Genomic DNA, 23354 nt, shown 5'->3' with positions numbered 1-23354 from the left:
ATGCTCCGGTAACATGCCGGACTGATTTTGGGGGCTCCCATGGAATTTGTGCTCTATCTGGCCCTGGGGGCCTGTGCGGGTGTGCTGGCCGGCCTGTTCGGCGTCGGTGGCGGCATCATTATCGTGCCGGTGCTGGTGCTCAGCTTCGGCCTGCAGGGTTTCGATGCGTCGGTGCTGACTCACCTGGCGGTCGGCACCTCTCTGGCGACTATCGTCTTCACGTCGATCAATTCCGTTCGCGCCCATCACAGCCTGGGCGCGGTGCGCTGGCCGATCTTTGCATGGCTGACCGTGGGGATTCTGTTTGGTGCGGGTCTGGGTTCGTTGACGGCCAGTTACATTGCCGGGCCTTACCTGCAAAAGATCATCGGAGTCTTCGCGCTGCTGGTTGCCCTGCAGATGGCGCTGGATCTCCGGCCCAGGGCCAGCCGTGGCGTGCCCGGCAAGTCCGGTTTGACCGCGGCGGGCGTGGTGATCGGCTGGGCCTCGGCGATCTTCGGGATCGGCGGCGGCTCGCTGACTGTGCCGTTCCTGACCTGGCGCAGCCTTTCCATGCAGCAGGCCGTGGCCACTTCGGCGGCCTGTGGTTTTCCGATTGCCCTGGCAAGTGCGATAAGTTTCATGATTCTGGGCTGGCACGATCCCCTGCTGCCCCCGCATAGTCTGGGCTTCGTTTATCTGCCTGCACTGCTCGGAATTGCGGTCACCAGTATGTTTTTTGCGCGCTTCGGTGCCCGGCTGGCGCATAAACTGTCGCCACGCCTGTTGAAACGACTGTTCGCTACGTTGCTGTTGTGCGTGGGTATCAGTTTCCTGATTTAGCTGTCTTTCGGATTCAGTCGCTCGCAAGAGCGTTCCAATTGAGGAGTTGCAATGCTGCCTTACCCGCAGATTGACCCGGTAGCCGTATCCCTCGGCCCGTTGCAGATTCACTGGTACGGACTGATGTATCTGGTCGGCATAGGTGGCGCGTGGCTGCTTGCGTCGCGCCGCTTGAATGCTTTCGACCCGACCTGGACCAAGGAAAAACTGTCCGACCTGATTTTCTGGCTGGCCATGGGGGTCATTGTCGGCGGACGTCTGGGTTATGTGTTGTTCTACGATCTGTCGGCCTACCTCGCCAATCCGTTGCTGATCTTCGAGGTCTGGAAGGGCGGCATGGCCTTCCACGGTGGGTTTGTCGGCGTAATGCTGGCGGCCTGGTGGTTCGGAAGACGCAATGGCAAGACCTTCTTCCAGTTGATGGACTTCGTTGCACCCCTGGTGCCGATCGGCCTGGGTGCCGGGCGTATCGGCAACTTCATCAATGCCGAACTGTGGGGCAAGCCAAGCGATGTGCCATGGGCCATGGTCTTCCCGCCGTTCAGCGACCCTGCGCAACTGGCGCGTCATCCGTCGCAGTTGTATCAGTTCGCCCTTGAAGGCGTGGCGTTGTTCATCATCCTCAATCTCTATGCACGCAAGCCGCGCCCGACCATGGCCATTTCCGGCATGTTTGCCCTGTTTTACGGGATCTTCCGCTTCATCGTCGAGTTCGTCCGGGTGCCGGACGCGCAACTGGGCTATCTGGCGTGGGGTTGGGTCACCATGGGCCAGATCCTGAGTCTGCCGATGATCATCGCCGGTCTGGTCATGATCTGGCTGGCCTACAAGCGCGAGCCTGCCGTCAAGGCAACGGTTTAATACTGAAACGCCGGGTGAGACTGCCCGGCGGATTCAAGGAAGCAGGTAATTTATGAAGCAATATCTCGAACTAGTCGCCCATGTGATCAAGCACGGGACCTTGCAGTCCAACCGCACCGGTGTGAATACCATCAGTTTTCCCGGCGCGATGCTGCGTTATGACCTTCAGGAAGGTTTCCCGGCGATCACGACCCGGCGCATGGCTTTCAAATCGGCCATCGGTGAAATGGTCGGTTTCCTGCGCGGTGCCAACAGCGCGGCCGAGTTCCGTGAGCTGGGCTGCAAGGTCTGGGATCAGAACGCCAACGAGAATACCCAGTGGCTGAACAACCCGTTCCGCAAGGGCGAGGATGACCTGGGCGAGATCTACGGCGTGCAGTGGCGCAAATGGCCGGCCTACAAGCGCATTGCAACCGGCAATGCCGCGGCGATCGAGCTGGCGGTCAGTCAGGGCTACAAGCAGATTGCCGAGTCCGAAGAGGATGGCGAAAGCTTTGTGGTGCTGTACAAGGCCATCGACCAGATTCGCCAGTGCGTCGACACCATCATCAAGGACCCGGGCAGCCGCCGCATCCTGTTCCACGGCTGGAACTGCGCGCAACTCGACGAGATGGCTTTGCCGCCTTGCCACCTGCTTTATCAGTTGCATCCGAACCCGCAGACCCGCGAGATCTCGCTGACGCTGTACATCCGTTCGAACGATCTGGGTCTCGGGACACCGTTCAACCTCACCGAAGGTGCTGCGCTGCTGAGCCTGATCGGTCGCCTGACCGGCTACACGCCGCGCTGGTTCACCTATTTCATCGGTGATGCCCACGTCTACGAAAACCATCTGGACATGCTTAACGAACAGCTCACCCGTGAGCCGTTCCCGATGCCGAAACTGGTGATCTCGGACCGCGTGCCCGAGTTCGCCAAGACCGGTGTCTACCAGCCTGAATGGCTGGAACTGATCGAACCTTCGGACTTCTCGCTGGAAGGTTACGAACACCACCCGGCGATGACGGCACCGATGGCGGTATAGGGGTGAGCTGCAAGCGGCAAGTTTCAAGCTACAAGCTGCTTGAGGCTTTCAGCTTGAAGCTTGCAGCTGCTTCAATGCCCATGACTCTTGCCCACATGTGACGGCTCGCCTTCGGCAGCCGCCACGGCACCGGTCACTTCCAGCCGTTCCAGAATCCCGCAATGGTCCGACTTGCCATCGCCGCAGCGACGACGCAGGTCCAGTAGCTGTTCCTGCAGGGCTTGCAGGCTGGCGATGCGGGCGTTGACGTGTTCGATGTGTTCGTCGATCAATGCATTGACGCTTTCACACTGGTCCTGCGGGCTGTCACGCAGGCTGAGCAGGCTGCGGATTTCTTCCAGCGTCATGTCCAGGCTTCGACAGTTGCGTATGAACGACAGCCGTTCTACATGCGCCTGGGTGTACAAACGGTAATTGCCGTCGCTGCGGGCCGGCGCAGGCAACAGGCCTTCGCGCTCGTAATAACGAATGGTTTCGACTTGAGAATCCGTCAGCTTGGCCAGTTCACCGATTTTCATGTGTTTCATCTCGTTTGAGCGCTTGACCCTATAGTGGCTACAGGGTGTTCACTTGGCAACAGGTAGATCCCCGGAGCCGACCATGGGCCAGATTACAAAGATTTCTCCACCGCACGACGATCACCAGCACGCTCACTCCTGCTGTTCCGGCGCAACTGCGCCTGCCTCTGTCACTTTTGATGAAGCACCTGCAGCCGGTGGCCGTTTGAGCAGTTTTCGCATCGAGCAGATGGACTGCCCGACCGAGCAGACGCTGATCCAGAACAAGCTGGGCAAGTTGCCCGGTGTGCAGAAGCTGGAGTTCAACCTGATCAATCGCATCCTTGGCGTCTGGCATGACCTGCCGACGACCGAGCCGATTCGTGAAGCCATCGGTTCGCTGGGCATGCAGGCCGAGCCCAACGAGGAGGGCGCGAGCCAGGATGCCCCGGCAGTACCTGCACCGAAAAAGCATTGGTGGCCTCTGGCATTGTCCGGTGTGATGGCGCTGGGCGCGGAAATCGTCCATTTCGCCCAGCTTGGCCCAACCTGGGTCGTTGCGTTGCTGGCTCTTGTTTCGATCCTCAGTTGCGGCCTGACCACCTATAAGAAGGGCTGGATCGCGCTCAAGAACTTCAACCTCAATATCAATGCCCTGATGAGTATCGCGGTGACTGGTGCGGTTCTGATCGGTCAGTGGCCTGAAGCGGCGATGGTGATGTTCCTGTTTACCGTAGCCGAACTGATTGAAGCCAAGTCTCTGGATCGTGCCCGTAATGCCATCAGCAGCCTGTTGCAGCTGACGCCAGATGTGGCGACCGTCAGGCAGAGTGATGGAAGCTGGATTGAAAAAGACGTTAAGAGCGTCGAACTGGATGCGATTGTCCGGGTTCGACCGGGTGAGCGGATTGGTCTGGATGGCGAGGTAGTGTCGGGTCAATCGACCATCGATCAGGCACCGATTACCGGTGAAAGCCTGCCTGTGGAAAAAACCGTGGGTGACAAGGTATTTGCGGGCACCATCAACCAGTCCGGATCCTTGGAATACCGGGTGACAGCCGCGGCGAGCCATTCCACGCTGGCGCGGATCATCCATGCGGTGGAAGCGGCTCAGGGCGCACGCGCGCCGACCCAGAGTTTCGTCGACAGCTTTTCGCGGATCTACACCCCGGTGGTTTTCCTGACGGCACTGGCCGTGGCGCTGATTGCGCCGCTGTTCTTCGGTGGAGCCTGGTTCGACTGGATCTACCGGGCGCTGGTACTGCTGGTCGTTGCCTGCCCGTGTGCACTGGTGATTTCCACCCCTGTGACCATCGTCAGCGGTCTGGCCGCTGCGGCGCGCAAGGGGATTCTGATCAAGGGCGGCGTCTATCTGGAAATGGGCCGCAAGCTCGATTACCTGGCTCTGGACAAGACAGGCACCGTCACCCACGGCAAGCCGGTGCAGACCGACTACCTGCCGCTGAATACGACCTTGGCCGACAGCGCGCAGGCTCTCGCTGCCAGTCTGGCCGGTCGCTCCGATCATCCCGTTTCCCAGGCCATCGCCAAGGCGGCTGTGCAAGGGCAGGGCTTGCATGAGGTCAATGCTTTCGAGGCGTTGCCGGGGCGTGGTGTGAAAGGCGAGATCGGTGGCCAGCTTTATCACTTGGGCAACCATCGTCTGGTCGAAGAGCTGGGGTTGTGTTCGCCCGAGCTGGAAGCCCGGCTCGATGCGCTGGAAATACAGGGCAAGACCGTGGTTCTGCTGCTGGATGCCTCAGGCCCGCTGGCGCTGTTCGCGGTGGCCGATACGGTCAAGGACAGCAGCCGTGAGGCCATCGCCCAGTTGCACGAGTTGGGTATCAAGACCCTGATGCTGACCGGCGACAACCCGCACACCGCCAAGGCCATCGCGGCACAGGTGGGGATCGATCAGGCCCGGGGCAATCTGCTGCCTGTGGATAAGTTGCAGGCCATCGAAGACCTGTATGCACGCAAGCATCGCGTCGGCATGGTGGGTGACGGTATCAACGATGCGCCTGCGCTGGCACGTTCGGAAATCGGTTTTGCCATGGCTGCGGCAGGCACCGACACGGCGATTGAAACGGCAGATGTCGCCCTGATGGACGACGATCTTCGCAAGATCCCGGCGTTTATTCGGCTGTCACGCGATACCTCGGCGATACTCAGGCAGAACATCGCCTTGGCGATTGTCACCAAGGTGTTCTTCCTGGGGATTACCTTTGCGGGGATGGCGACCATGTGGATGGCCGTGTTTGCCGACATGGGCGTGAGTCTGTTGGTGGTGTTCAACGGGTTGCGATTGCTCAGAAAGTGAGCAGGGTCGAGGCGCTGGCGTACGGCAGGTAATGATATGGGAGACGGCCTGCTGGCGAGAGGGTGAAAGTCGCCAGCAAGCTGCCTCTAAAAACCATCAATCAAACCTCTCCTGCCCCCACGCAATAAAGGTTTCCAGCAACGCCTTCAATACCTTTTGGGTCGGTGCCGCAAGGTCAGGGCGGTAATGGAACGGCGCAAACTCTTCCATGTAGGTGCTCTGCGCCAGTTCCAGTTGGACGGCGTGGATATGGTTGGCCGGATCGCCGTAATGGCGAGTGATATGCCCGCCTTTGAAACGACCGTTGAGCACATGGCTGTAGTCCCTGGCCGCTGCACATACGCTTTCCAGCCGGCCTGCCAGTTGCGGATCACAACTGGCACCGTTGAAGGTGCCGAGGTTGAAGTCCGGCAGGCGACCGTCGAACAGGTGCGGGACGTGACCACGAATGGAGTGGGCATCGAACAGCAGCGCATAACCGAACTCATCGCGCAGACGTTGCAGTTCCTGCTCCAGCGTCTGGTGGTAAGGCATCCAGATCTGTTGCAGGTAACGCTCCCGCTCTTCGGCGTCAGGCGCCAGGCCTTCCTTGAACAGCGGCACGCCATCGAACAGGATCGAAGGAAACAATCCGGTAGTCGCACCGGCATACAACGGTTTGTCGTCGGACGGGCGATTGAGGTCGATGACGAAGCGCGAGTATTCGGCAGCCAGGGTGCTGGCCCCCAGCTCGGCGGCAAAGTCGTAAAGGCGCGGGATATGCCAGTCGGTATCGGGCAGGCTCAAGGCTTCGTCCACCAGTCCGGCTTCGACTGCCGGCGTCAGCTTCAGGCCCGCATGAGGCATGCTGATCAGCAGCGGGACGCGACCACGCTTGAATGTCAGAACGTTATCCACAGGGCTCTCCTTCAGATCGATGATTCGACGCCGTGGCGCACGATGCGTTTATCCAGGTCGCCGCCCAGCCAGTAGGCCAGATCGGCAGGACGTTCGATGTTCCAGGCGACGAAGTCCGCCACCTTGCCGGTTTCCAGCGAGCCATGGGTCTTGTCCAGACCCAGTGCCTTGGCGGCATTGAGGGTGACGCCCGCCAGTGCTTCTTCGGGTGTCATGCGAAACAGCGTGCAGGCCATGTTCAGCATCAGCCGCAGCGACAGGCCGGGCGAGGTGCCGGGGTTCAGGTCGGTGGAGATGGCAATGGGCACGCCATGCTTGCGCAGGGCATCCATCGGCGGCAGTTGGGTTTCGCGCAGGAAGTAAAAGGCGCCCGGCAGCAGCACGGCGACGGTTCCGGCAGCCGCCATGGCAATGGCGTCGTCTTCGGTCATGAATTCCAGATGGTCCGCCGACAACGCCTGATAACGCGCCGCAAGGCTTGAACCGCCCAACGCCGAAAGCTGCTCGGCATGGAGCTTCACCGGCAGGCCCACTTGCCGGGCGGTGATGAACACCTGTTCGACCTGAGCAGGCGAAAACGCCAGGTATTCGCAGAACGCATCCACGGCATCGACCAAACCTTCCTGCGCCAATGCGGGGAGCATTTCGTCGCAGATATGCCGGATGTAATCGTCGGCGCGGTTGGTGTATTCCGGGGGCAGGGCGTGGGCCGCCAGACAGGTGCTGCGAACGGTGACCGGCAGGCTCTCGCCCAGACGGCGGATCACCTTGAGAATCTTGCGTTCGCTGGGCAGATCCAGACCGTAGCCGGACTTCATCTCCACGGTGGTCACGCCGTCTTGAAGCAAGTGCTTCAAGCGTCGCTCGGCACTGGCGAACAGTTCGTCCTCGCTGGCCGCCCGCGTCGCCCGCACGGTGCTGGCAATACCGCCGCCCGCGGCGGCGATCTCGGCATAGCTGACACCTTGCAGGCGCTGCTCGAACTCACCGCTGCGATTACCGCCGAACACCGTATGGGTGTGGCAATCGATGAGGCCCGGCGTGACCCAGGCGCCGCCCAGGTCTACGGTGTTGCCAAAACCGGATTCCGGCAACTGGCTTTGAGGCCCGATCCACTGGATGAAGGCTCCAGAAGTCACGATGGCGGCATCCTCGATGATCGAGTAGTTGCCTTGCGCCATGGTTGCGATGTGACAGTTCTTCCAGAGTGTTGTCATCCCGGGCCTCCTTGGGTCATTGGGTAGTTTGAGCGTTTCGCGGTCTTATCCACAGGTAGTAGGCGATGACCAGCAGCACAATCCAGATCGCGCCGACGATCAGCGCAGCCCGGTTGTCGGGGAAATAGCCCAGCACACCGAAGATGAACAGCATGAAGACGATGGCGGCCGCCGGGCCATAAGGCCAGAACGGGACCGGGAATTTCAGTTGTGCGGCTTCTTCGCGGCTCATGGAGCGGCGCATTGCGACCTGGGTCAGCAGGATCATCAGCCAGACCCAGACCGTGGCGAAGGTGGCCAGCGAGGCGATCAGCAGGAAGACGTTCTTGGGGATCAGGTAGTTGAGCAGCACGCCGGCGAGCAGCGTCACGCCCATGACTACGACGGTCATCCATGGCACGCCCTGGCGCGACAGCCTGGCGAAACCGGCGGGTGCCTGACCTTCAAGCGCCATGCCATACATCATGCGGCCTGCGCCGAAGATGTCGCTGTTGATCGCCGATACGGCTGCCGAGATCACCACGATATTGAGAATGGTCGCCGCCGAAGCGATGCCCAGATTGTCGAAAATCTGCACGAAGGGGCTGCCCTGGGTGCCGATCTGTGGCCACGGATAGATGGACATCAGCACGAACAGGGTCAGGACGTAGAACAGCAGAATGCGCAGCGGCACGGCATTGATGGCCTGTGGCAGCGTGCGTTGCGGGTTCTTGGCTTCGCCCGCCGTGATACCGATGATTTCGATGCCGCCGAACGCGAACATCACCACCGCCAGCGAGGCGATCAGACCACCGACGCCATTGGGCATGAAGCCGCCGTGGGCCCAGAGGTTGCTGATCCCGATGGTGTTTTCGCCGGTGGAGGTGCCGATGCCGAACAGCATGATGCCGAAACCGGCCACGATCATCGCGACGATGGCACCGACCTTGAGCAACGACAGCCAGAATTCGGTTTCACCGAACACCTTGACGTTGCACAGGTTGAGCGCGCCGATCAGGAACACGATGCCCAGCACCCAGATCCAGCGCGGCACTTCCGGGAACCAGAAGCCCATGTAGATTCCGAACGCGGTCACATCGGCCAGACAGACGATGATCATCTCGAAGGCGTAGGTCCAGCCCAGCACGAAACCCGCCAGAGGACCGAGGTAACGGCTGGCGTAATGGCTGAACGAGCCGGAAGTCGGGTTATGCACAGCCATTTCACCAAGGGCGCGCATCACCATGAAAACTGCTGCGCCACCGATCAGATAGGCCAGCAGAACCGCAGGCCCCGCCTGCTGGATTGCGGCGGCAGAGCCATAGAACAACCCTGTGCCGATGGCAGAGCCCAGAGCCATGAAGCGAATGTGGCGGGCGGATAGCCCGCGTTTCAAACCAACTTTTGACGTCATTTCCGTCCATCTCATTACTGGGTATGGCAAATAGCTGCGAGAACACCTGCTTCCGGCTTCCCGCAGCGAACTACCATTGCGAGCCCTGCCAGGCTCGCGGTACATCACAGACTGGGTAGCAGACGTGCAGGAACCAACGGGTTCAGGCAAGTTGAAGACAACAGCTGGCTGGCAGCTTCAATGTCCGGTGCAAAAAAACGGTCCTTCTCATAGGGTGGTACTTTGCTGCGCAGTACGGCACGGGCCTGCTCCAGTTTCGGGGAGGTTTTGAGGCCGTTGCGCAAGTCCAGTCCCTGGCATGCAGCCAGCCATTCTACGGCAAGAATCCCGCGAACGTTTTCTGCCATTTCCCATAACCGCTTGCCGGCCGCCGGAGCCATGGACACATGGTCCTCCTGATTTGCCGAAGTCGGCAGGCTGTCGACGCTGTGCGGGTGGGCCAAAGCCTTGTTTTCACTGGCCAGGGCGGCAGCGGTAACCTGGGCGATCATGAAGCCGGAGTTGACTCCGCCGTTGGCCACCAGGAATGGCGGCAACTGCGACATGTGCTTGTCCATCATCAGCGAGATGCGGCGTTCGCTCAGCGAACCGATTTCCGCGATGGCCAGCGCCAGGTTGTCGGCGGCCATGGCAACGGGCTCCGCGTGGAAGTTGCCGCCGGAAATCACATCGTTCTCGGCTGCGAACACCAGCGGGTTGTCGGAAACGGCATTGGCTTCGATCTCCAACACCTCGGCGGCCTGACGCAACTGGGTCAGGCAGGCACCCATGACCTGTGGCTGACAACGCAGGGAGTAGGGGTCCTGAACCTTGTCGCAGTTGCGATGGGATTCGGACACTTCGCTGCTTTCTCCCAGCAATTCGCGATAGCAGGCGGCGGTATCGATCTGGCCACGCTGGCCGCGGGCTGCATGGATACGAGCGTCGAAAGGCGAACGCGAACCCAGTACGGCCTCCACGGTAAGAGCGCCACAGGTCATGGCTCCCGCGAACAGGTCCTCGGCCTCGAACAGGCCACGCAGTGCGAATGCGGTGGAAACCTGGGTTCCGTTGAGCAGCGCCAGACCTTCCTTGGCGGCCAGGGTCAGCGGTTTCAGACCGGCGACTTCAAGCGCATCGACGGCATCGAGCCATTCGCCCTTGTAGCGAGCCTTGCCTTCACCCAGCAGCACCAGCGACATGTGCGCCAGCGGTGCCAGGTCGCCGGATGCCCCCACCGAACCCTTGAGCGGGATATGCGGATAGACCTCGGCATTGATCAGGGCGATCAGGGCATCGATCACCACGCGCCGGATGCCGGAGAAACCACGGCTCAGGCTGTTGACCTTGAGCACCATGATCAGGCGGACCAGTTCGTCACTGATCGGCTGCCCGACACCGGCGGCATGGGACAGCACCAGCGAGCGTTGCAGGTTTTCCAGATCCGCGCTGGCGATGCGCGTCGAGGCCAGCAGGCCGAAACCGGTGTTGATGCCATAAGCCGTGCGGTTCTCGGCCAGGATGCGTTCCACGCAGGCCACGCTGTCGTCGATCTGCCGGTCGGCACTGTTATCGAGCTTCAGCGTTACCGGTTGCTGATAGATCTCGCGCAGTTGCGCCAGCGTCAGTTGGCCGGGGATCAGATTCAATGACTTGGCAGAGGGTTTGGTCACGATGCAGCTACTCCTTGATTGATGTCAGGCGGCTGCTCTTTTGCAGCGTGCCGCCTTGCAGCCCTGTTTTTATGGGTTTGTCGTCTGTTCACGACAGTGCCGGAAAATCCTCTCCAGCACTTCTTCGTTCTTGAGTACGGTGACGCTGTCGGCAATATCCGGGGCCAGCCAGCGGTCTTCGTCGTAAGCGGGGATCCGTTCACGCAATGCTCGCCAGGCCATGTCGGTGCCTGTCCCGAAGCGCTGCTGCTTGAGAAACTCGAACGCCTGGGCCGCCAGCAGATATTCGATGGCCAGGATCTGTGTCGCATTGGCCACTGCCTTGTGCAGCTTCAGGGCGGCGCTGGTGCCCAGACTCAAGTGATCTTCCTGCAGGCCTGAGGTGACGTAGTTGTCGACCACTGCCGGTTGGGCCAACTGGCGGTTTTCTGCGCACAGCGATGCGGCCACGTACTGGACGATCATCATCCCCGAGTTGACACCCGGCTGGCTGACCAGAAACGCCGGCAAACCGCTGACGGTCGGGTTGATCAACCGATCCAGACGCCGCTCGGCAATCGAGCCCAGCTCCGCCACCGCCACGCACAGCAGATCCGCCGCCATGGCGACGGACTGGCCGTGAGGGTTGGCTTGCGACACCACCCGGTAATCCTCGGGCGTGCCCAGCAGCAAGGGATTATCGGTAACCGCATTCAGCTCGGTTTCGACCTGCCTGATCGCGTGGGCCAACTGATCCCGCGTGGCGCCATGCACTTGCGGTATCGAACGTATGCTCAGTGCATCCTGGGTCCGAATGCCCTGGCTGCTGGCGAGAACTTCGCTGCCTGCCAGCAGGTTGCGCAGGTTCTTGCCGACTTGCTGCATGCCCGGATGTGGCTTGAGGGCGAGGATGGTTTCGTCGAAGGCATCGAGCTGGCCGCGCAGCGCTTCAAAGGTCATGGCACCGATGACATCGGCCCATTGGGTCAGGCGCGTGGCGTCGGCAATGGCCAGACAGCTCAGGCCGGTCATGCAGGGCGTGCCATTGACCAGACACAGTCCATCCTTGGCCCCCAGTTCGACAGGTGCCAGACCTGCTTCGCTCAATGCCTGATGCGCTGGAACGATTTGCCCGCGATAACTGACCTGGCCCACACCCAGCAGCGCGATGCCGACATGTGCCATGTGGGTCAGATAACCCACCGAGCCTTGTGACGGCACCTGCGGCGTGATGCCGTGGTTGAGCAAGGCCAGCAGCGCCTGCACCACCCGGCGATGGATGCCGGACTTGCCCTGGCTGTAGTTGAGAATCGCGGCACAGATGATGGCCCGTGTCTGCTCGTCGGGCAGCGGTGCTCCTACGCCACAGGCATGGCTGAGCAAGGTGTTGCGCGACAGGCGACTGAGTTGTTCGTCCTCCAGTGAGACATTGCACAACGCACCGAGGCCCGTATTCACGCCGTAGGCTCGTTCGCCGCTGGCAACGATGCGCTGGACGATGGCCTGGGCATTGTCGATGCGAGCCCAGGCACTTTCCGACAGCATCAGGTGCGCGCCATCACGGGCTACGGCCACCACGTCCTGCCAGCCTGTCGGGGCATCACCGAAAACGATCTGTTCTGCTCGTTGCATCGACACAATCCTTAAACGGTGACTGCGCGCCGCTGCACGAAGCGATCAACATAATCGTCGGCGGGCGAATGAAGGATTTCCCTGGGTGTTCCCACCTGAATCAGGCGGCCATCCTTGAGAATCGCGATCCGGTTGCCGATACGCACGGCTTCGTCCAGGTCGTGGGTGATGAACACGATGGTTTTCTTCAGCGTCGCTTGCAGCTCCAGCAACTGGTCCTGCATCTCGGCGCGGATCAGCGGATCGAGAGCGCTGAACGCTTCATCCATCAGGATGATATCGGTGTCGGCCGCCAGCGCACGCGCCAGACCGACGCGCTGACGCATGCCGCCAGAGAGCTGATGCGGGTATTTCTTTTCGTAGCCTTTGAGGCCCACGGTGGTAATCCAGTGTTGCGCACGCTCCTGACAGAGGGCTTTGCTCTCGCCACGCACCTTCAGGCCGTAGGCCACGTTGTCCAGCACACTCTTGTGCGGCAGCAGGCCGAAGCTCTGGAACACCATGCTGATCTTGTGACGACGGAATTGGCGCAGGGCCTCCATGTCGTACTGCAGGATATCTTCGCCATCCACCAGAATCTCGCCACTGGTAGGGTCGATCAGGCGATTGAAGTGGCGCACCAGGGTCGATTTGCCCGAACCCGACAAGCCCATGATGACGAAAATCTCGCCGCTGCCGATCGACAGCGACAGGTCGTTGACGCCCACCACACAGCCGGTCTGGTCCAGTACCTGATCCTTGCTCTTGCTCTGTTTCACCATCGCCAGCGCTTCTTGCGAGCGGCTGCCGAAGATCTTGAACACGTTTTTGACGACGATTTTGTCTGCTGCCAGGCTCATCATTTGCTCGCCTCATGCCGTGGGCGGCCATAGGCCTGGGTGATGCGGTCGATGACGACCGCCAGAATGACAATGGCCAGACCGGCTTCCAGGCCGCGCCCGACATTGAGGGTCTGGATTCCCACCAGAACGTCTTCGCCCAGGCCACGCGCGCCGATCATCGAAGCAATCACGACCATCGACAGCGCCATCATGGTGGTCTGGTTGATCCCGGCCATGATGCTCGGCATCGCCAGTGGCAGTTGTACGCCGAACAGTTGCTGCCAGCGATTGGCACCGAAGGCGTTGATCGCTTCCATCACTTCACCATCGACCTGACGGATGCCCAGGTCGGTCAGGCGAATCAGCGGCGGCGCGGCGTAAATCACGGTGGCGAAGATGGCCGGGACCTTGCCCAGCCCGAACAGCATCAGTACCGGGATCAGGTACACGAAACTGGGCATGGTCTGCATGATGTCCAGCAGCGGCATCAGCACGGAGCGCAGGCGGTTGCTGCGCGCCGACAGAATGCCCAGCGGAATGCCGATCAGCACCGCGATGAAGGTGGCGACCAGCATCAGCGCCAGGGTCTGCATCAGCTTGTCCCACAGCCCGACAGCGCCGACCAGGAACAACAGGCCGACAATCAAAGCGGTGGTGACGACTTTTCGCGTCGCATGCCAGGCAATGCCGCCGACGATCATCAGCACCAGCCACCAGGGCGCCATGCGCAACAGACTTTCCAGATTGACGATGGCCCACAGCAAGGTATCGGAGATGTGCCGGAACACATCGCCGTACTCGGTGACCAGCGAATCGACCCCGTCGTTGACCCAGTTGGCAATGGAGAAGGTAAAACTTTCGGGAAACATAAGGTGCTCTCGATCAAGTTGTCAGGCACAGCCATGTCGCCTGTGCCTGCGCAGATAAATCTGCTCCGGGATTTACAGAGAGGCCTCGACCTTTTTTGCCGCGTCTTCGCTGACCCACTTATGCCAGACTTCCGGGTGCTCCTTGAGGAACATCTTCGCCAGTTTCGGCGATTCGATACGATCCTTGGCCATGCGTCCCAGGTTCTGGTTCAGCAGGTCGATAGGCAGGTTGACCTTCTCCAGTACGGCGACCAGCTCGGGCGCCTGTTCGTGGAACGCCTTGGATACGCCGACCTTGATGTCGATGGTCTTGTTGACGCCTGGCTCTTCCAGGCGAACCAGATCGACCTGGCCCATCAGCGGAGTGGGCGACCAGTAATACGTCAGGATGGGCTCACCGCGCTTGTAGCTGGACAGAATAGCTGCGTCCAGCGCCGGTCCGGTGCCTGGGCGGAAGTTGGTGTACTTGCTTTCCAGGCCGTAGGTCTTGAGCATTTCGCTGTTTTCAAGCTCGCAGGTCCAGCCGGCCGGGCAATTGTAGAAACGGCCTTTGTCGGGCTCTTCCTGATCCTTGAACACCGCAGAGTACTGGGCCAGATCGGCGATGGATTTCAGGTTCGGTGCCTTGGCTTCCAGCTTGCGTTTGGCATCGCCTTCAATCACATAGCGCGGCACGTACCAGCCTTCGACGGCTCCGACCACCGGAGCACCGACCCCGACGACTTTCCCGGCTGCCGCGGCTTTGTTCCAGACTTCGCTGCGGCCTACCCACTCTTCAGCGAAAACCTGAATGTCATTGGTGCTCAGGGCATTTTCCATGGCAATAGAGTTGCCCGGCAGCGCATCCACGCTGCAATCGTAGCCCTTGCTCAGGACGACTTGAAGAATGTCGGTCAGCAACATCGCGCTTTCCCAGTTCAGACCGGCAAACTTGACCGGCTTGCCTGACTCGCACCACCCGGCTGCCTGACTTGCACCGGCGCTGACCAGCAGGCCAGCGGATACCAGAGTGGTTAACAGCGCTTTTTTCATTTTCATTGTCGATGCTCCAAAGCCTGAAAAGGATGACGGCAGCTTCAAGTAGGCATCCGGCCTGCGGGCGTTATCAGTGTCCATCCTGACTGTCTCGGTGTGGCGGCCCTGAGCCGCCACGCCTGAGGCAAATGCCTTTAACGCCCGATCATTGGCAGGTTCAAGCCCTGCTCTCTGGCACAATCGATGGCGATGTCGTAACCGGCATCGGCGTGACGCATCACGCCCGTGGCCGGGTCATTGTGCAGCACGCGAGCAATACGCTCGGCCGCTTCATCGGTGCCGTCGCAGACGATCACCATCCCCGAATGCTGCGAGAAGCCCATGCCGACACCGCCGCCATGATGCAGGGAAACCCAGGTCGCGCCGCTGGCGGTATTGAGCAGGGCGTTGAGCAGTGGCCAGTCGGATACGGCATCGGAGCCATCACGCATGGACTCGGTTTCGCGGTTTGGGCTGGAAACCGAGCCGGAGTCGAGATGGTCGCGACCGATCACCACAGGCGCAGACAACTCGCCACGGCGGACCATTTCGTTAAAGGCCAGACCCAGCTTGGCGCGCTTGCCCAGGCCGACCCAGCAGATACGCGCCGGCAAGCCCTGGAAGCTGATGCGCTCGCGGGCCATGTCCAGCCAGTTGTGCAGGTGGGCGTCATCGGGGATCAGTTCCTTGACCTTGGCGTCGGTCTTGTAAATGTCCTGCGGATCGCCCGACAAGGCTGCCCAGCGGAAAGGACCGATGCCGCGGCAGAACAGCGGACGAATGTAGGCGGGCACGAATCCCGGGAAGTCGAAGGCATTGGCCACGCCTTCTTCCTTGGCCATCTGACGGATGTTGTTGCCATAGTCGAAGGTCGGAATCCCGGCTTTCTGGAAAGCCAGCATGGCTTCGACGTGTTCGGCCATGGATTTTTTGGCTGCCTTGACGACGGCGGCCGGCTCGGTCAGCGCACGGGCGCGGTAGTCTTCCCAGCTCCAGCCTTTGGGCAGGTAGCCATTGAGCGGGTCGTGGGCGCTGGTCTGGTCGGTGACCATGTCCGGGCGTACGCCGCGGCGGACCATTTCCGGCAGGATTTCAGCCGCGTTGCCACACAGGGCGATGGAAATGGCCTTGCCTTCGGCGGTGTAGCGGGCGATACGTGCCAGGGCGTCGTCCAGATCCGTGGCCTGTTCGTCGACGTAGCGGGTCTTGAGACGGAAATCGATACGGCTCTGCTGGCATTCGATGTTCAGCGAGCAGGCTCCGGCCAGAGTCGCGGCCAGCGGCTGCGCGCCACCCATGCCGCCCAGGCCTGCGGTCAGTACCCAGCGGCCCTTGAGGTTGCCGTCGTAATGCTGGCGGCCCGCTTCGACGAAGGTTTCGTAAGTGCCCTGAACGATGCCCTGGCTGCCGATGTAGATCCAGCTGCCCGCCGTCATCTGGCCATACATTGCCAGACCCTTGGCATCCAGCTCGTTGAAATGCTCCCAGCTGGACCAGTGCGGCACCAGGTTCGAGTTGGCGATCAGTACACGCGGCGCATTGCTGTGCGTCTTGAACACGCCGACCGGTTTGCCGGATTGCACCAGCAGGGTTTCATCATCGTTGAGCCGGGTCAGGCTCTCGACGATCTTGTCGTAGCACTCCCAGTTGCGTGCCGCCCGCCCGATCCCGCCGTAGACCACCAGCTCTTTCGGGTTCTCGGCCACTTCTGGATCAAGGTTGTTCATCAGCATGCGCAGCGGCGCTTCGGTCAGCCAGCTCTTTGCCGTCAGTTGAGTGCCACGGGCAGCCCGCACTTCCACATCGCGGTGGCGGGTCCAGTCTTGTTTGCGGTCTTGATTAGTGTCGGTCACAAAAAAATCCTCAGCGATCAATCCAAACCAGCCCGATGACGGGCGAGCGGTGCCTGGCACTCAGGCGAATTCTGTTGAGTGGAGCTTGGCTTTTATAACCTGTCTCTACTTGTACATACAAGCATATGCAATCGAGGGACCAACTTTCTTCACAGGTAGATGAAGAAAGGCATGGAAAGCCTGGAACCCCTGTAAACCGTGTGGTTCGGGAGTTGCTGCGGGTATGTGGACCTGCCGTGCAGTCAACGGAGAATTGTTACTGGAGAGATTTTTTGCACGGTTTTGGGGCGATGGGTAACAGCGGGGTAATGATTTTGCCTTGTGGTGGGGCTTGTTGGTAAAAGGGAGATAATTGATTTTTAAATCTGTAGTATTGTGGATTAAGTTCTTGAATTGGATTTAAGCCACAATATTATGGATTTAGGATTTCGAAGGCCCGATGAGCTGGTCAAACTACTCTGCGAGCGGTTGCGCAAGGAGCGACTGGCGCAGCAGATGACCCAGGCTGATGTGGCTGCGCGTGCAGGCATCGGCGTCAATACTGTGTCCAATATGGAGGCAGGTCGCAACGTGGCCTTCGAAAGTATTGTTCGCGTTGCTATGGTGCTTGGACGCATCGGCGAGCTGGAAGGGCTGTTCCAGCCCAGACTGGAAAGCCTGGACGACATTCTTCGCTACGAAAACAGCGCCAGCCGCCATCGTGCCAAGAGGAAACCCAATAATGCTTAGGCAAGTCGACGTCTACTACGATGGCTGGGGCGAACACTGGCGTTGGGGCACGCTTGTCTCATCAAGCTCCATTACCGGACGCCCTCTGATAGCGTTTGAGTTCAGTGATGAGGCCAAGAGCAGGGGGCTGGAGCTGTCGGCCTACAAGCTTCCCTTGAACGGTCCGGCATTGCGCAAAGACTTTCCGGCTCACCAGTTGGGATTGCCTGGGCCAATCTATGACTCCCTGCCGGACGGCTGGGGCATGCTGTTGATGGATCGCCTGTTCAAGCGCCGAGGTCTGAACCCCGCACGTATTGGTCCTCTGGAGCGACTGACATACATTGGTGCCAATGCCATGGGCGCGATGTCATTCGAGCCCATGGCACCAGAGGCATATGCATCGCAGGAAGATATTCCCCTTGCCCGACTGGCTGCCGAGGTCCAGGACGTACTCAATGGTGAAGGTGGCGAGTTTTTGCAGAAGCTTTTGCAAATGGGCGGCTCCCCGCAAGGTGCCAGGCCAAAAGCCTTGCTCTATCGCGCACCTGCAAGTGAGATATTCACCACTACGGCTGCACCTGACCTAGAGGCCTGGTTGATCAAGTTCCCTGCCAGGCAGGAGCATCCAGAAGTCTGTGCAATCGAAGCGGTTTACTCCGAGTGTTTGCACAAGTGCGCTATCAAGACCCCGCAAACGCAGTACTTCCAGCTTCCCAATGGGCAGGCGGCCTTTGCTACCAGACGCTTTGATCGACAAGCCGGTATGCGGGTCCCCATGCAAAGTCTGGCTGCCTTTACGGGAGCAGACTTTCAGACGCCCGGCACGCTGGATTATGCCAATTTCCTGCGTGCGACCTTGATGTGTACCAACGATGTTCGAGAGCAGGCGATTGCTTACGAGCGAGTCGTTTTCAATGTTGTATTCAACAACCGGGACGATCATCCCAAGAATTTCGCGTACATCATGTCGGCAACCGGCGAGTGGACACTGGCTCCTGCTTATGACGTGACCTTCTGTGACGGACCTGGCGGTTACCATCAGATGGATGTGATGGGCGAAGCTCTGGACATAAGTCGCAAGAGCCTTGTCTTGCTTGGAATACAGGAAGCCGGGCTTTCGGCTCGCGAGACAGATGCCATCATTGAGAAAGTCTGCGACGTTGCCAGCGAGTTCACGGACATGGCCAAAAGCATGTTCCTCGAGCAAATCACAGCGCAAACAATGCGCACCATCCAGAACCAGATCAACGACAACATCCGCAGGCTTCGATAAAGACCATCGCTCTCTCCATACAAACCTAATTTCTCAATACCTCCCCGCAGATTTTCATTTGTAGCCTGTGCGGTTGAGAGGCCTAATCGTGGCTTTAGGGATTGCAGGTCTTGTGATGGAAAACATACGTACTTCAACCAGTCACGCCTTCTGGTTGATGGCCAGTGTCGTGTTGGTTGCATTGAATCTTCGCCCCAGCATGGCGGCTGTCGGGCCGCTGTTGTCGGCTATTCGCGGGGATATTCCTCTCAGTTTCAGTCTTGCCTCGCTGCTGACCATGCTGCCGGTGATGGCGATGGGGCTCGGGATGTTTTTCGGGATGCGACTGGCCCGATCCCTGGGCGAGCATCGGGCCATCGGGTTATCGCTGTTGGTGATCGGTATCGCCAGTGCCTCCCGGCTGTTCATTGATGGCGCAATGGAGCTGATTGTCAGCGCAGTCTTTTCCGGACTGGGGATCGCGATGATTCAGGCGCTGATGCCGGCCCTGATCAAGACCCGTTTCAAGGACAACATGTCTCTGTTCATGGGCTTGTATGTCACTTCGATCATGGGCGGAGCTGCACTGGCGGCGTCGTTTTCGCCCTTCGTGCTCAAGCAGAGCGGTAGCTGGAAGGTCTCGCTGGCGATATGGGGTGGTCTCGCGTTCCTGGCACTGGTCTTGTGGACGTTGCAACGCTCGGCGATTCCGGTCGTCGAAGCAGCGCCCAAGGGCAAGACCGACTCGTTTTCCGCAAAGCCACGCGCCTGGTTACTGGCGGTGTTCTTCGGTCTTGGCACGGCTTCCTACACCTGCGTGCTGGCCTGGCTGGCACCCTATTACGTGGAGAAAGGCTGGAGCGAGCAGGACGCCGGGCTGGTACTGGGGTTCCTGACAGCGATGGAAGTGCTGGCCGGCCTGGCGGTACCCGCGATGGTCAACCAGACCCGGGACAAACGTTGGGCACTGGCTGCCTTGCTGCTGTCGATCGTTGCCGGTTTCTGCGGCCTTATCCTGTCGTTCGATCACATGCCGTTGCTGTGGCCTTGCCTGCTGGGGCTTGGGATTGGCGGCCTGTTTCCCATGAGCCTGATCATTTCGATGGACCACATCGATAATCCGGCCCGCGCTGGCAGCCTGACAGCCTTCGTCCAGGGCATCGGCTATCTGATTGCGGGGCTGTCGCCTCTGCTGGCTGGCGTCATCCGTGACCAGTCGGGGAGTTTCGAGGGAGCGTGGTGGACGTTGACGGCGGTGATGGTGTTGATGATCGGGATTGTGTTGCGGTTCGATCCTTGTCAGTACCAGCAGCGCATTCACTGACGGTGGAGGCGGTGCAGCAGGCTAAATCACCTTCACCGCCCGCCCAATAAACTGAATAGGTCCCGTCGGTTTGCCAACAGGCGAGCCCGTGGACTTCTCCAGTGTCAGCTCGAACAACTGGTTATGTTGCAGCGGGGGCAACTTATCCAGCGGTATATGCAGGGTCTGGCCCGGTTTTACCAGGCCCAGAGATACCGGACCCTGCCAGTCGTCGGCCTTGGTCCAGAACTCCAGTGCCTTGTCCGGCGGGACCTGGGTTTCGCCCAGGGGGATGAGCTGGATTTCCTGTGTGTTGCTGGCCTGAACGACCCAGCCGGGTGCCTTGTCCTGAGGGGCAACGAGTACGACCAGGTAGGACGGAGCCTGTGTCGGCTGGATGGCAAGCATCGTACCCAGTACCAGCGATGCAGCCAGACCTGCGCCAGCCAGACCGCGCCAGATCGACAGGTTGTCCCACCAGCGGATACGTTGTGGTTCTGCCTTGCTCGCCGCGAAGCCTGTGAGGTTGCGTTCGATCCGGTTCCAGAGTCCGGGCGTCGGCGTCACAGGTTCGGCCATATCGGTCAGTGGCAGCAGGCGCTCTTCCCAGGCGTCGACTGCGGCCTGCAAGGCGGGCTCGTGTGGCAGACGGCGCTGTACATCGCTTCTCTGCTGCGCAGACAAGGTGCCGAGTACATATTCCCCAGCCAGCTCATGGATGTTTTCGTCGGTGGGCCGAGTCATCCCATACACTCCCGCAAAGCCGTCAGGCTGCGCTTGATCCAGGCTTTGACCGTACCCAATGGGGCGCCGATTTTCTGCGCGATTTCCTGATGCGAGTAGCCGTCCACGTAAGCGTGGAAAACACAGTTGCGCCGCACCGGTTCCAGTTGTTCCAGGCAGAACTGGATTCGTCCCGGGTTGACGCGCCAGTCGAAGGCATCACCGCTTTCCTGCCAGCCTTCAAGCGTGGCCGGTTGATGATGGTCTTCGCTGCCGTCGTCTTCCAGATGCACTTCCCGGGCATTGTTGCGCAGGCGATTGAGTGCCAGATGCCGGGTCACGCTGAAAATCCAGCCGCGTGCCGAACCTCGTGTCTGATCGAAGCTTGCCGCATGGGTCCATATCTTGAGGAACGCATCATGCACGATGTCTTCCGCCAGTGCGTTGTCACGCACGAGCCGCACGACGACGCCGAGCAGCCGGGCGCTTTCCTGTTGATAGAGACGCTGCAATGCCTGGCGCTCACCGTGAGCGCAGGCATGCAGCGTGGCTTCGTAGTCAAAAAGAGATTCGTGTGAAGACACGTCGATCCGCCATCAATGGATGATTGCTGCCTCGTTGACATCACCAGGCCCCCGCGCAGCAGCATAGACTACTGACTGCGCGACACCCGATAGAGTGGCTTCAATCACTTGCTGGCCCAGAAGATGTAGTCGGCCTGATACTTGACCACTTCCTTCGCGCCCTTGTTGCTGGCTGTGCAGGCAGTGGCAGGCGCAACGCCGCCTTTCAAGGCTACGCGCTGGATGTAGGCCGTGCCGGTCAGAGCACCTTTGCCTTCAGCCGGGTTGGCCTTGACCAGTTGATAAGGCAGGTTGCCCGCGCTGGAGGGCGCTACGGCCACTTGAGTGCCGGTCAGCTTGGAGCCGTCCCTGGATTCCCAGGTGGCGGGTGGGCCGTAATAGGTGCCGACCTGTTTGCCGCTGCGATCATTGAGGACGGCTTTGGGGCCGACAAACACCCATTCGGTTTCGCTGGCGGAGTTGGCCTTGGCGCGGCACTCGTAAGTGATCTCGCCCACACCAGTGGTTTCCAGGGTGATCTTGTGGCCGTCCGGGACCCGGACGCTCTCCGGCAGGTTGGTCTGAGCCATGGCAACAGAAGTCAGGCAAGTGAGAGCCAGGGTACTACCTGCAAGGCAGAGCAAACGTTTTGCGTTCATGCAGAAAATCTCCAGATTGTTTAACCGCGCTCAGCAACTCGAAGTGGCTGCTGTATGTACTACCCACGAGAAAACAATCTGGATGCAGTGATTTGAAAATATTTTTTCAGGACCGACTGAAACGGCTGCGCAACAGCAGCACACCGGCAATCGCAGCCAGGCCAGAACCCATCAGCACGCCGATCTTCACCTCGTCCACCAGATGCGCTGCACCCGGGAAGGCAAGGTTGCCGATGAACAGGCTCATGGTGAAACCGATACCGCAAAGCAGCGCCACGCCATAGAGCTGTACCCAGTTGCTGCCCTGTGGAAGGACTGCGAGCCCGGCCCGGATCGCCAGCAAGGCGGCCAGGAATACGCCAATCTGCTTGCCGACGAACAGACCCAGGGCCACACCGAGGGGCACCGGGTCCAGCAGGTTGTCAGCGGAAATACCGGCCAGCGAAACCCCGGCATTGGCGAATCCGAACACGGGCACGATGGCGAAGGCGACCCAGTAATGCAGCTTCTCTTCGAGAAACAGCAGCGGCGAGCGGGCTTCTTCCTCAGGCTTGCCCAAGGGAATGCACAGTGCCAGCGCCACACCGGCCAGCGTGGCATGCACACCCGATTGCAGCACGAAGAACCACAGCAGTGCACCGGTTATCAGGTAAGGCAACAGGCGTCGGACCTTCAGGCGATTCATCACGACCAGCAGCGCCAGAGTCGCGAAAGATGCCAGCAGCATCGGCAGATTCAGGCCCGAACTGTAGAAGAAGGCGATGATGGTCACGGCCCCCAGATCGTCCAGAATCGCCAGCGCCGCGAGGAAGACTTTCAGGGACGTCGGCACCCGCTTGCCCAGCAACGACAGGACCCCGAGAGCGAAGGCAATGTCGGTGGCCGCCGGAATGGCCCAGCCGCTGATGGTTTGCGCATTGCCCCAGTTGATGGCGAGGTAGATCAGCGCCGGGACCAGCATGCCGCCCGCGGCGGCAAAGCCGGGCAGGGCGCGCTGTTCCCAGGTGGCGAGCCCGCCTGCAAGGACTTCACGTTTGATTTCCAGGCCCACCATCAGGAAGAAGATCGCCATCAACCCGTCGTTGATCCACAGCTCGACGGAAAGCCCCAGCCAGACACTGTGCAGAATGGCGAAATAACCGGAAGCCAGAGGTGAGTTGGCAACGATCAGGGCAGCCAGTGCCGCGCCCATCAGGACAATGCCGCCTGCCGATTCCGATGCCAGGAAGCGGGCGAGAATGGCAACGGCTCTTGGTGTTTCCCGTGTAGGAAGTCGGGTCATGCTCGTCCTT

At 60.2% G+C, this 23354-nt stretch carries 21 protein-coding genes; 7 read left to right on the top strand and 14 right to left on the bottom strand.

Annotation, left to right across the window (positions count from 1 at the left end; translation table 11 throughout):
- Window positions 1-39: 39 nt before the first annotated feature.
- From JSY17_RS24340 to JSY17_RS24330, 3 genes are read left to right on the top strand one after another with little or no spacing between them, the layout of a single operon-like run.
- Entirely contained in the window at window positions 40-822 is a 783-nt protein-coding gene (locus tag JSY17_RS24340) for a sulfite exporter TauE/SafE family protein (RefSeq protein ID WP_206403191.1), read from the top strand.
- A gap of 51 nt (window positions 823-873) precedes the next feature.
- Complete coding sequence (gene lgt / locus JSY17_RS24335) at window positions 874-1683, top strand: prolipoprotein diacylglyceryl transferase (RefSeq protein WP_117166524.1); 810 nt, start codon at window positions 874-876, stop codon at window positions 1681-1683.
- Window positions 1684-1735: 52 nt separating this feature from the next.
- Window positions 1736-2707, top strand: a complete 972-nt coding sequence (locus JSY17_RS24330; RefSeq protein ID WP_117166523.1) for a thymidylate synthase — start codon at window positions 1736-1738, stop codon at window positions 2705-2707.
- A 71-nt stretch (window positions 2708-2778) separates the two neighbouring features.
- On the opposite strand, the gene cadR is transcribed toward JSY17_RS24330, so the two are convergent.
- Window positions 2779-3225 (bottom strand): Cd(II)/Pb(II)-responsive transcriptional regulator, encoded by a 447-nt coding sequence (gene cadR, locus JSY17_RS24325; RefSeq protein WP_200999081.1) that lies wholly within the window; start codon window positions 3223-3225, stop codon window positions 2779-2781.
- Between the two features lie 82 nt (window positions 3226-3307).
- Here cadR and JSY17_RS24320 point away from each other — a divergent pair, with 82 nt between their 5' ends.
- A complete protein-coding gene (locus JSY17_RS24320) occupies window positions 3308-5524 on the top strand; it encodes a heavy metal translocating P-type ATPase (protein WP_206403193.1) in 2217 nt (738 codons plus the stop codon).
- Between the two features lie 96 nt (window positions 5525-5620).
- On the opposite strand, the gene hutG is transcribed toward JSY17_RS24320, so the two are convergent.
- The 9 genes from hutG to hutU form a co-directional block, all read right to left on the bottom strand.
- A complete protein-coding gene (gene hutG / locus JSY17_RS24315; protein ID WP_206403194.1) occupies window positions 5621-6421 on the bottom strand; it encodes an N-formylglutamate deformylase in 801 nt (266 codons plus the stop codon).
- Window positions 6422-6432: 11 nt separating this feature from the next.
- Window positions 6433-7638, bottom strand: a complete 1206-nt coding sequence (gene hutI, locus JSY17_RS24310) for an imidazolonepropionase (RefSeq protein ID WP_206403196.1) — start codon at window positions 7636-7638, stop codon at window positions 6433-6435.
- Between the two features lie 16 nt (window positions 7639-7654).
- Window positions 7655-9031 (bottom strand): amino acid permease, encoded by a 1377-nt coding sequence (locus JSY17_RS24305; protein WP_206403197.1) that lies wholly within the window; start codon window positions 9029-9031, stop codon window positions 7655-7657.
- Window positions 9032-9135: 104 nt separating this feature from the next.
- Window positions 9136-10683 (bottom strand): histidine ammonia-lyase, encoded by a 1548-nt coding sequence (hutH, locus tag JSY17_RS24300; RefSeq protein ID WP_206403198.1) that lies wholly within the window; start codon window positions 10681-10683, stop codon window positions 9136-9138.
- A gap of 69 nt (window positions 10684-10752) precedes the next feature.
- Window positions 10753-12294, bottom strand: coding sequence for a histidine ammonia-lyase (hutH, locus tag JSY17_RS24295; RefSeq protein WP_206403199.1), 1542 nt, complete (start codon window positions 12292-12294; stop codon window positions 10753-10755).
- A gap of 11 nt (window positions 12295-12305) precedes the next feature.
- Entirely contained in the window at window positions 12306-13136 is an 831-nt protein-coding gene (locus JSY17_RS24290) for a quaternary amine ABC transporter ATP-binding protein (RefSeq protein ID WP_117182788.1), read from the bottom strand.
- The gene (locus JSY17_RS24285; RefSeq protein WP_117182789.1) at window positions 13133-13984 is read right to left on the bottom strand and encodes an ABC transporter permease; all 852 of its coding nucleotides are present in this window, start codon (window positions 13982-13984) and stop codon (window positions 13133-13135) included. The genes JSY17_RS24290 and JSY17_RS24285 overlap by 4 nt, the downstream gene beginning before the upstream one ends.
- Before the next feature lie 72 nt (window positions 13985-14056).
- Window positions 14057-15022 (bottom strand): ABC transporter substrate-binding protein, encoded by a 966-nt coding sequence (locus tag JSY17_RS24280; RefSeq protein WP_206403200.1) that lies wholly within the window; start codon window positions 15020-15022, stop codon window positions 14057-14059.
- A 131-nt stretch (window positions 15023-15153) separates the two neighbouring features.
- On the bottom strand, window positions 15154-16851 hold the full coding sequence (gene hutU, locus JSY17_RS24275) for a urocanate hydratase (RefSeq protein ID WP_122370782.1): 1698 nt from the start codon (window positions 16849-16851) through the stop codon (window positions 15154-15156).
- A 411-nt stretch (window positions 16852-17262) separates the two neighbouring features.
- Between hutU and JSY17_RS24270 the strand changes: the two genes are divergently transcribed.
- The 3 genes from JSY17_RS24270 to JSY17_RS24260 all read left to right on the top strand — a co-directional run bounded on the left by JSY17_RS24270 (window position 17263) and on the right by JSY17_RS24260 (window position 20138).
- Window positions 17263-17580 (top strand): helix-turn-helix domain-containing protein, encoded by a 318-nt coding sequence (locus tag JSY17_RS24270; protein WP_236249743.1) that lies wholly within the window; start codon window positions 17263-17265, stop codon window positions 17578-17580.
- Window positions 17573-18835: a type II toxin-antitoxin system HipA family toxin gene (locus tag JSY17_RS24265; protein ID WP_117186035.1), complete on the top strand. Its 1263-nt coding sequence runs from the start codon at window positions 17573-17575 to the stop codon at window positions 18833-18835. Before JSY17_RS24270 ends, JSY17_RS24265 begins: the two co-directional genes overlap by 8 nt.
- A 115-nt stretch (window positions 18836-18950) precedes the next feature.
- Window positions 18951-20138, top strand: coding sequence for a cyanate transporter (locus tag JSY17_RS24260; RefSeq protein WP_122370773.1), 1188 nt, complete (start codon window positions 18951-18953; stop codon window positions 20136-20138).
- Window positions 20139-20159: 21 nt separating this feature from the next.
- Here JSY17_RS24260 and JSY17_RS24255 read toward each other — a convergent pair whose 3' ends face one another.
- The 4 genes from JSY17_RS24255 to nhaA form a co-directional block, all read right to left on the bottom strand.
- On the bottom strand, window positions 20160-20861 hold the full coding sequence (locus JSY17_RS24255) for an anti-sigma factor (RefSeq protein ID WP_206403201.1): 702 nt from the start codon (window positions 20859-20861) through the stop codon (window positions 20160-20162).
- A complete protein-coding gene (locus tag JSY17_RS24250; RefSeq protein WP_206403202.1) occupies window positions 20858-21424 on the bottom strand; it encodes a sigma-70 family RNA polymerase sigma factor in 567 nt (188 codons plus the stop codon). Before JSY17_RS24250 ends, JSY17_RS24255 begins: the two co-directional genes overlap by 4 nt.
- A gap of 104 nt (window positions 21425-21528) precedes the next feature.
- Window positions 21529-22062, bottom strand: coding sequence for a DUF3455 domain-containing protein (locus JSY17_RS24245; RefSeq protein ID WP_117182803.1), 534 nt, complete (start codon window positions 22060-22062; stop codon window positions 21529-21531).
- Window positions 22063-22168: 106 nt separating this feature from the next.
- Window positions 22169-23344, bottom strand: coding sequence for a Na+/H+ antiporter NhaA (nhaA, locus tag JSY17_RS24240; protein ID WP_117182804.1), 1176 nt, complete (start codon window positions 23342-23344; stop codon window positions 22169-22171).
- Window positions 23345-23354 lie beyond the last annotated feature (10 nt).

Origin of the sequence: Pseudomonas capsici (assembly GCF_017165765.1) — a bacterium.
Taxonomy (GTDB): Bacteria; Pseudomonadota; Gammaproteobacteria; order Pseudomonadales; family Pseudomonadaceae; genus Aquipseudomonas; species Aquipseudomonas capsici.
This window is presented reverse-complemented; position numbering and strand designations above follow the sequence as displayed.

Bases quoted from the DNA above. Each gene is read 5' to 3' on its own strand.
- cadR (WP_200999081.1), bottom strand. From the start codon at position 3,225: ATGAAAATCGGTGAACTGGCCAAGCTGACGGATTCTCAAGTCGAAACC.
- JSY17_RS24290 (WP_117182788.1), bottom strand. From the start codon at position 13,136: ATGATGAGCCTGGCAGCAGACAAAATCGTCGTCAAAAACGTGTTCAAG.
- JSY17_RS24255 (WP_206403201.1), bottom strand. From the start codon at position 20,861: ATGACTCGGCCCACCGACGAAAACATCCATGAGCTGGCTGGGGAATAT.
- nhaA (WP_117182804.1), bottom strand. From the start codon at position 23,344: ATGACCCGACTTCCTACACGGGAAACACCAAGAGCCGTTGCCATTCTC.
- JSY17_RS24245 (WP_117182803.1), bottom strand. From the start codon at position 22,062: ATGAACGCAAAACGTTTGCTCTGCCTTGCAGGTAGTACCCTGGCTCTC.
- JSY17_RS24260 (WP_122370773.1), top strand. From the start codon at position 18,951: ATGGAAAACATACGTACTTCAACCAGTCACGCCTTCTGGTTGATGGCC.
- JSY17_RS24340 (WP_206403191.1), top strand. From the start codon at position 40: ATGGAATTTGTGCTCTATCTGGCCCTGGGGGCCTGTGCGGGTGTGCTG.
- hutI (WP_206403196.1), bottom strand. From the start codon at position 7,638: ATGACAACACTCTGGAAGAACTGTCACATCGCAACCATGGCGCAAGGC.
- lgt (WP_117166524.1), top strand. From the start codon at position 874: ATGCTGCCTTACCCGCAGATTGACCCGGTAGCCGTATCCCTCGGCCCG.
- JSY17_RS24285 (WP_117182789.1), bottom strand. From the start codon at position 13,984: ATGTTTCCCGAAAGTTTTACCTTCTCCATTGCCAACTGGGTCAACGAC.
- JSY17_RS24265 (WP_117186035.1), top strand. From the start codon at position 17,573: ATGCTTAGGCAAGTCGACGTCTACTACGATGGCTGGGGCGAACACTGG.
- JSY17_RS24330 (WP_117166523.1), top strand. From the start codon at position 1,736: ATGAAGCAATATCTCGAACTAGTCGCCCATGTGATCAAGCACGGGACC.
- hutH (WP_206403199.1), bottom strand. From the start codon at position 12,294: ATGCAACGAGCAGAACAGATCGTTTTCGGTGATGCCCCGACAGGCTGG.
- JSY17_RS24320 (WP_206403193.1), top strand. From the start codon at position 3,308: ATGGGCCAGATTACAAAGATTTCTCCACCGCACGACGATCACCAGCAC.
- JSY17_RS24280 (WP_206403200.1), bottom strand. From the start codon at position 15,022: ATGAAAATGAAAAAAGCGCTGTTAACCACTCTGGTATCCGCTGGCCTG.
- JSY17_RS24305 (WP_206403197.1), bottom strand. From the start codon at position 9,031: ATGACGTCAAAAGTTGGTTTGAAACGCGGGCTATCCGCCCGCCACATT.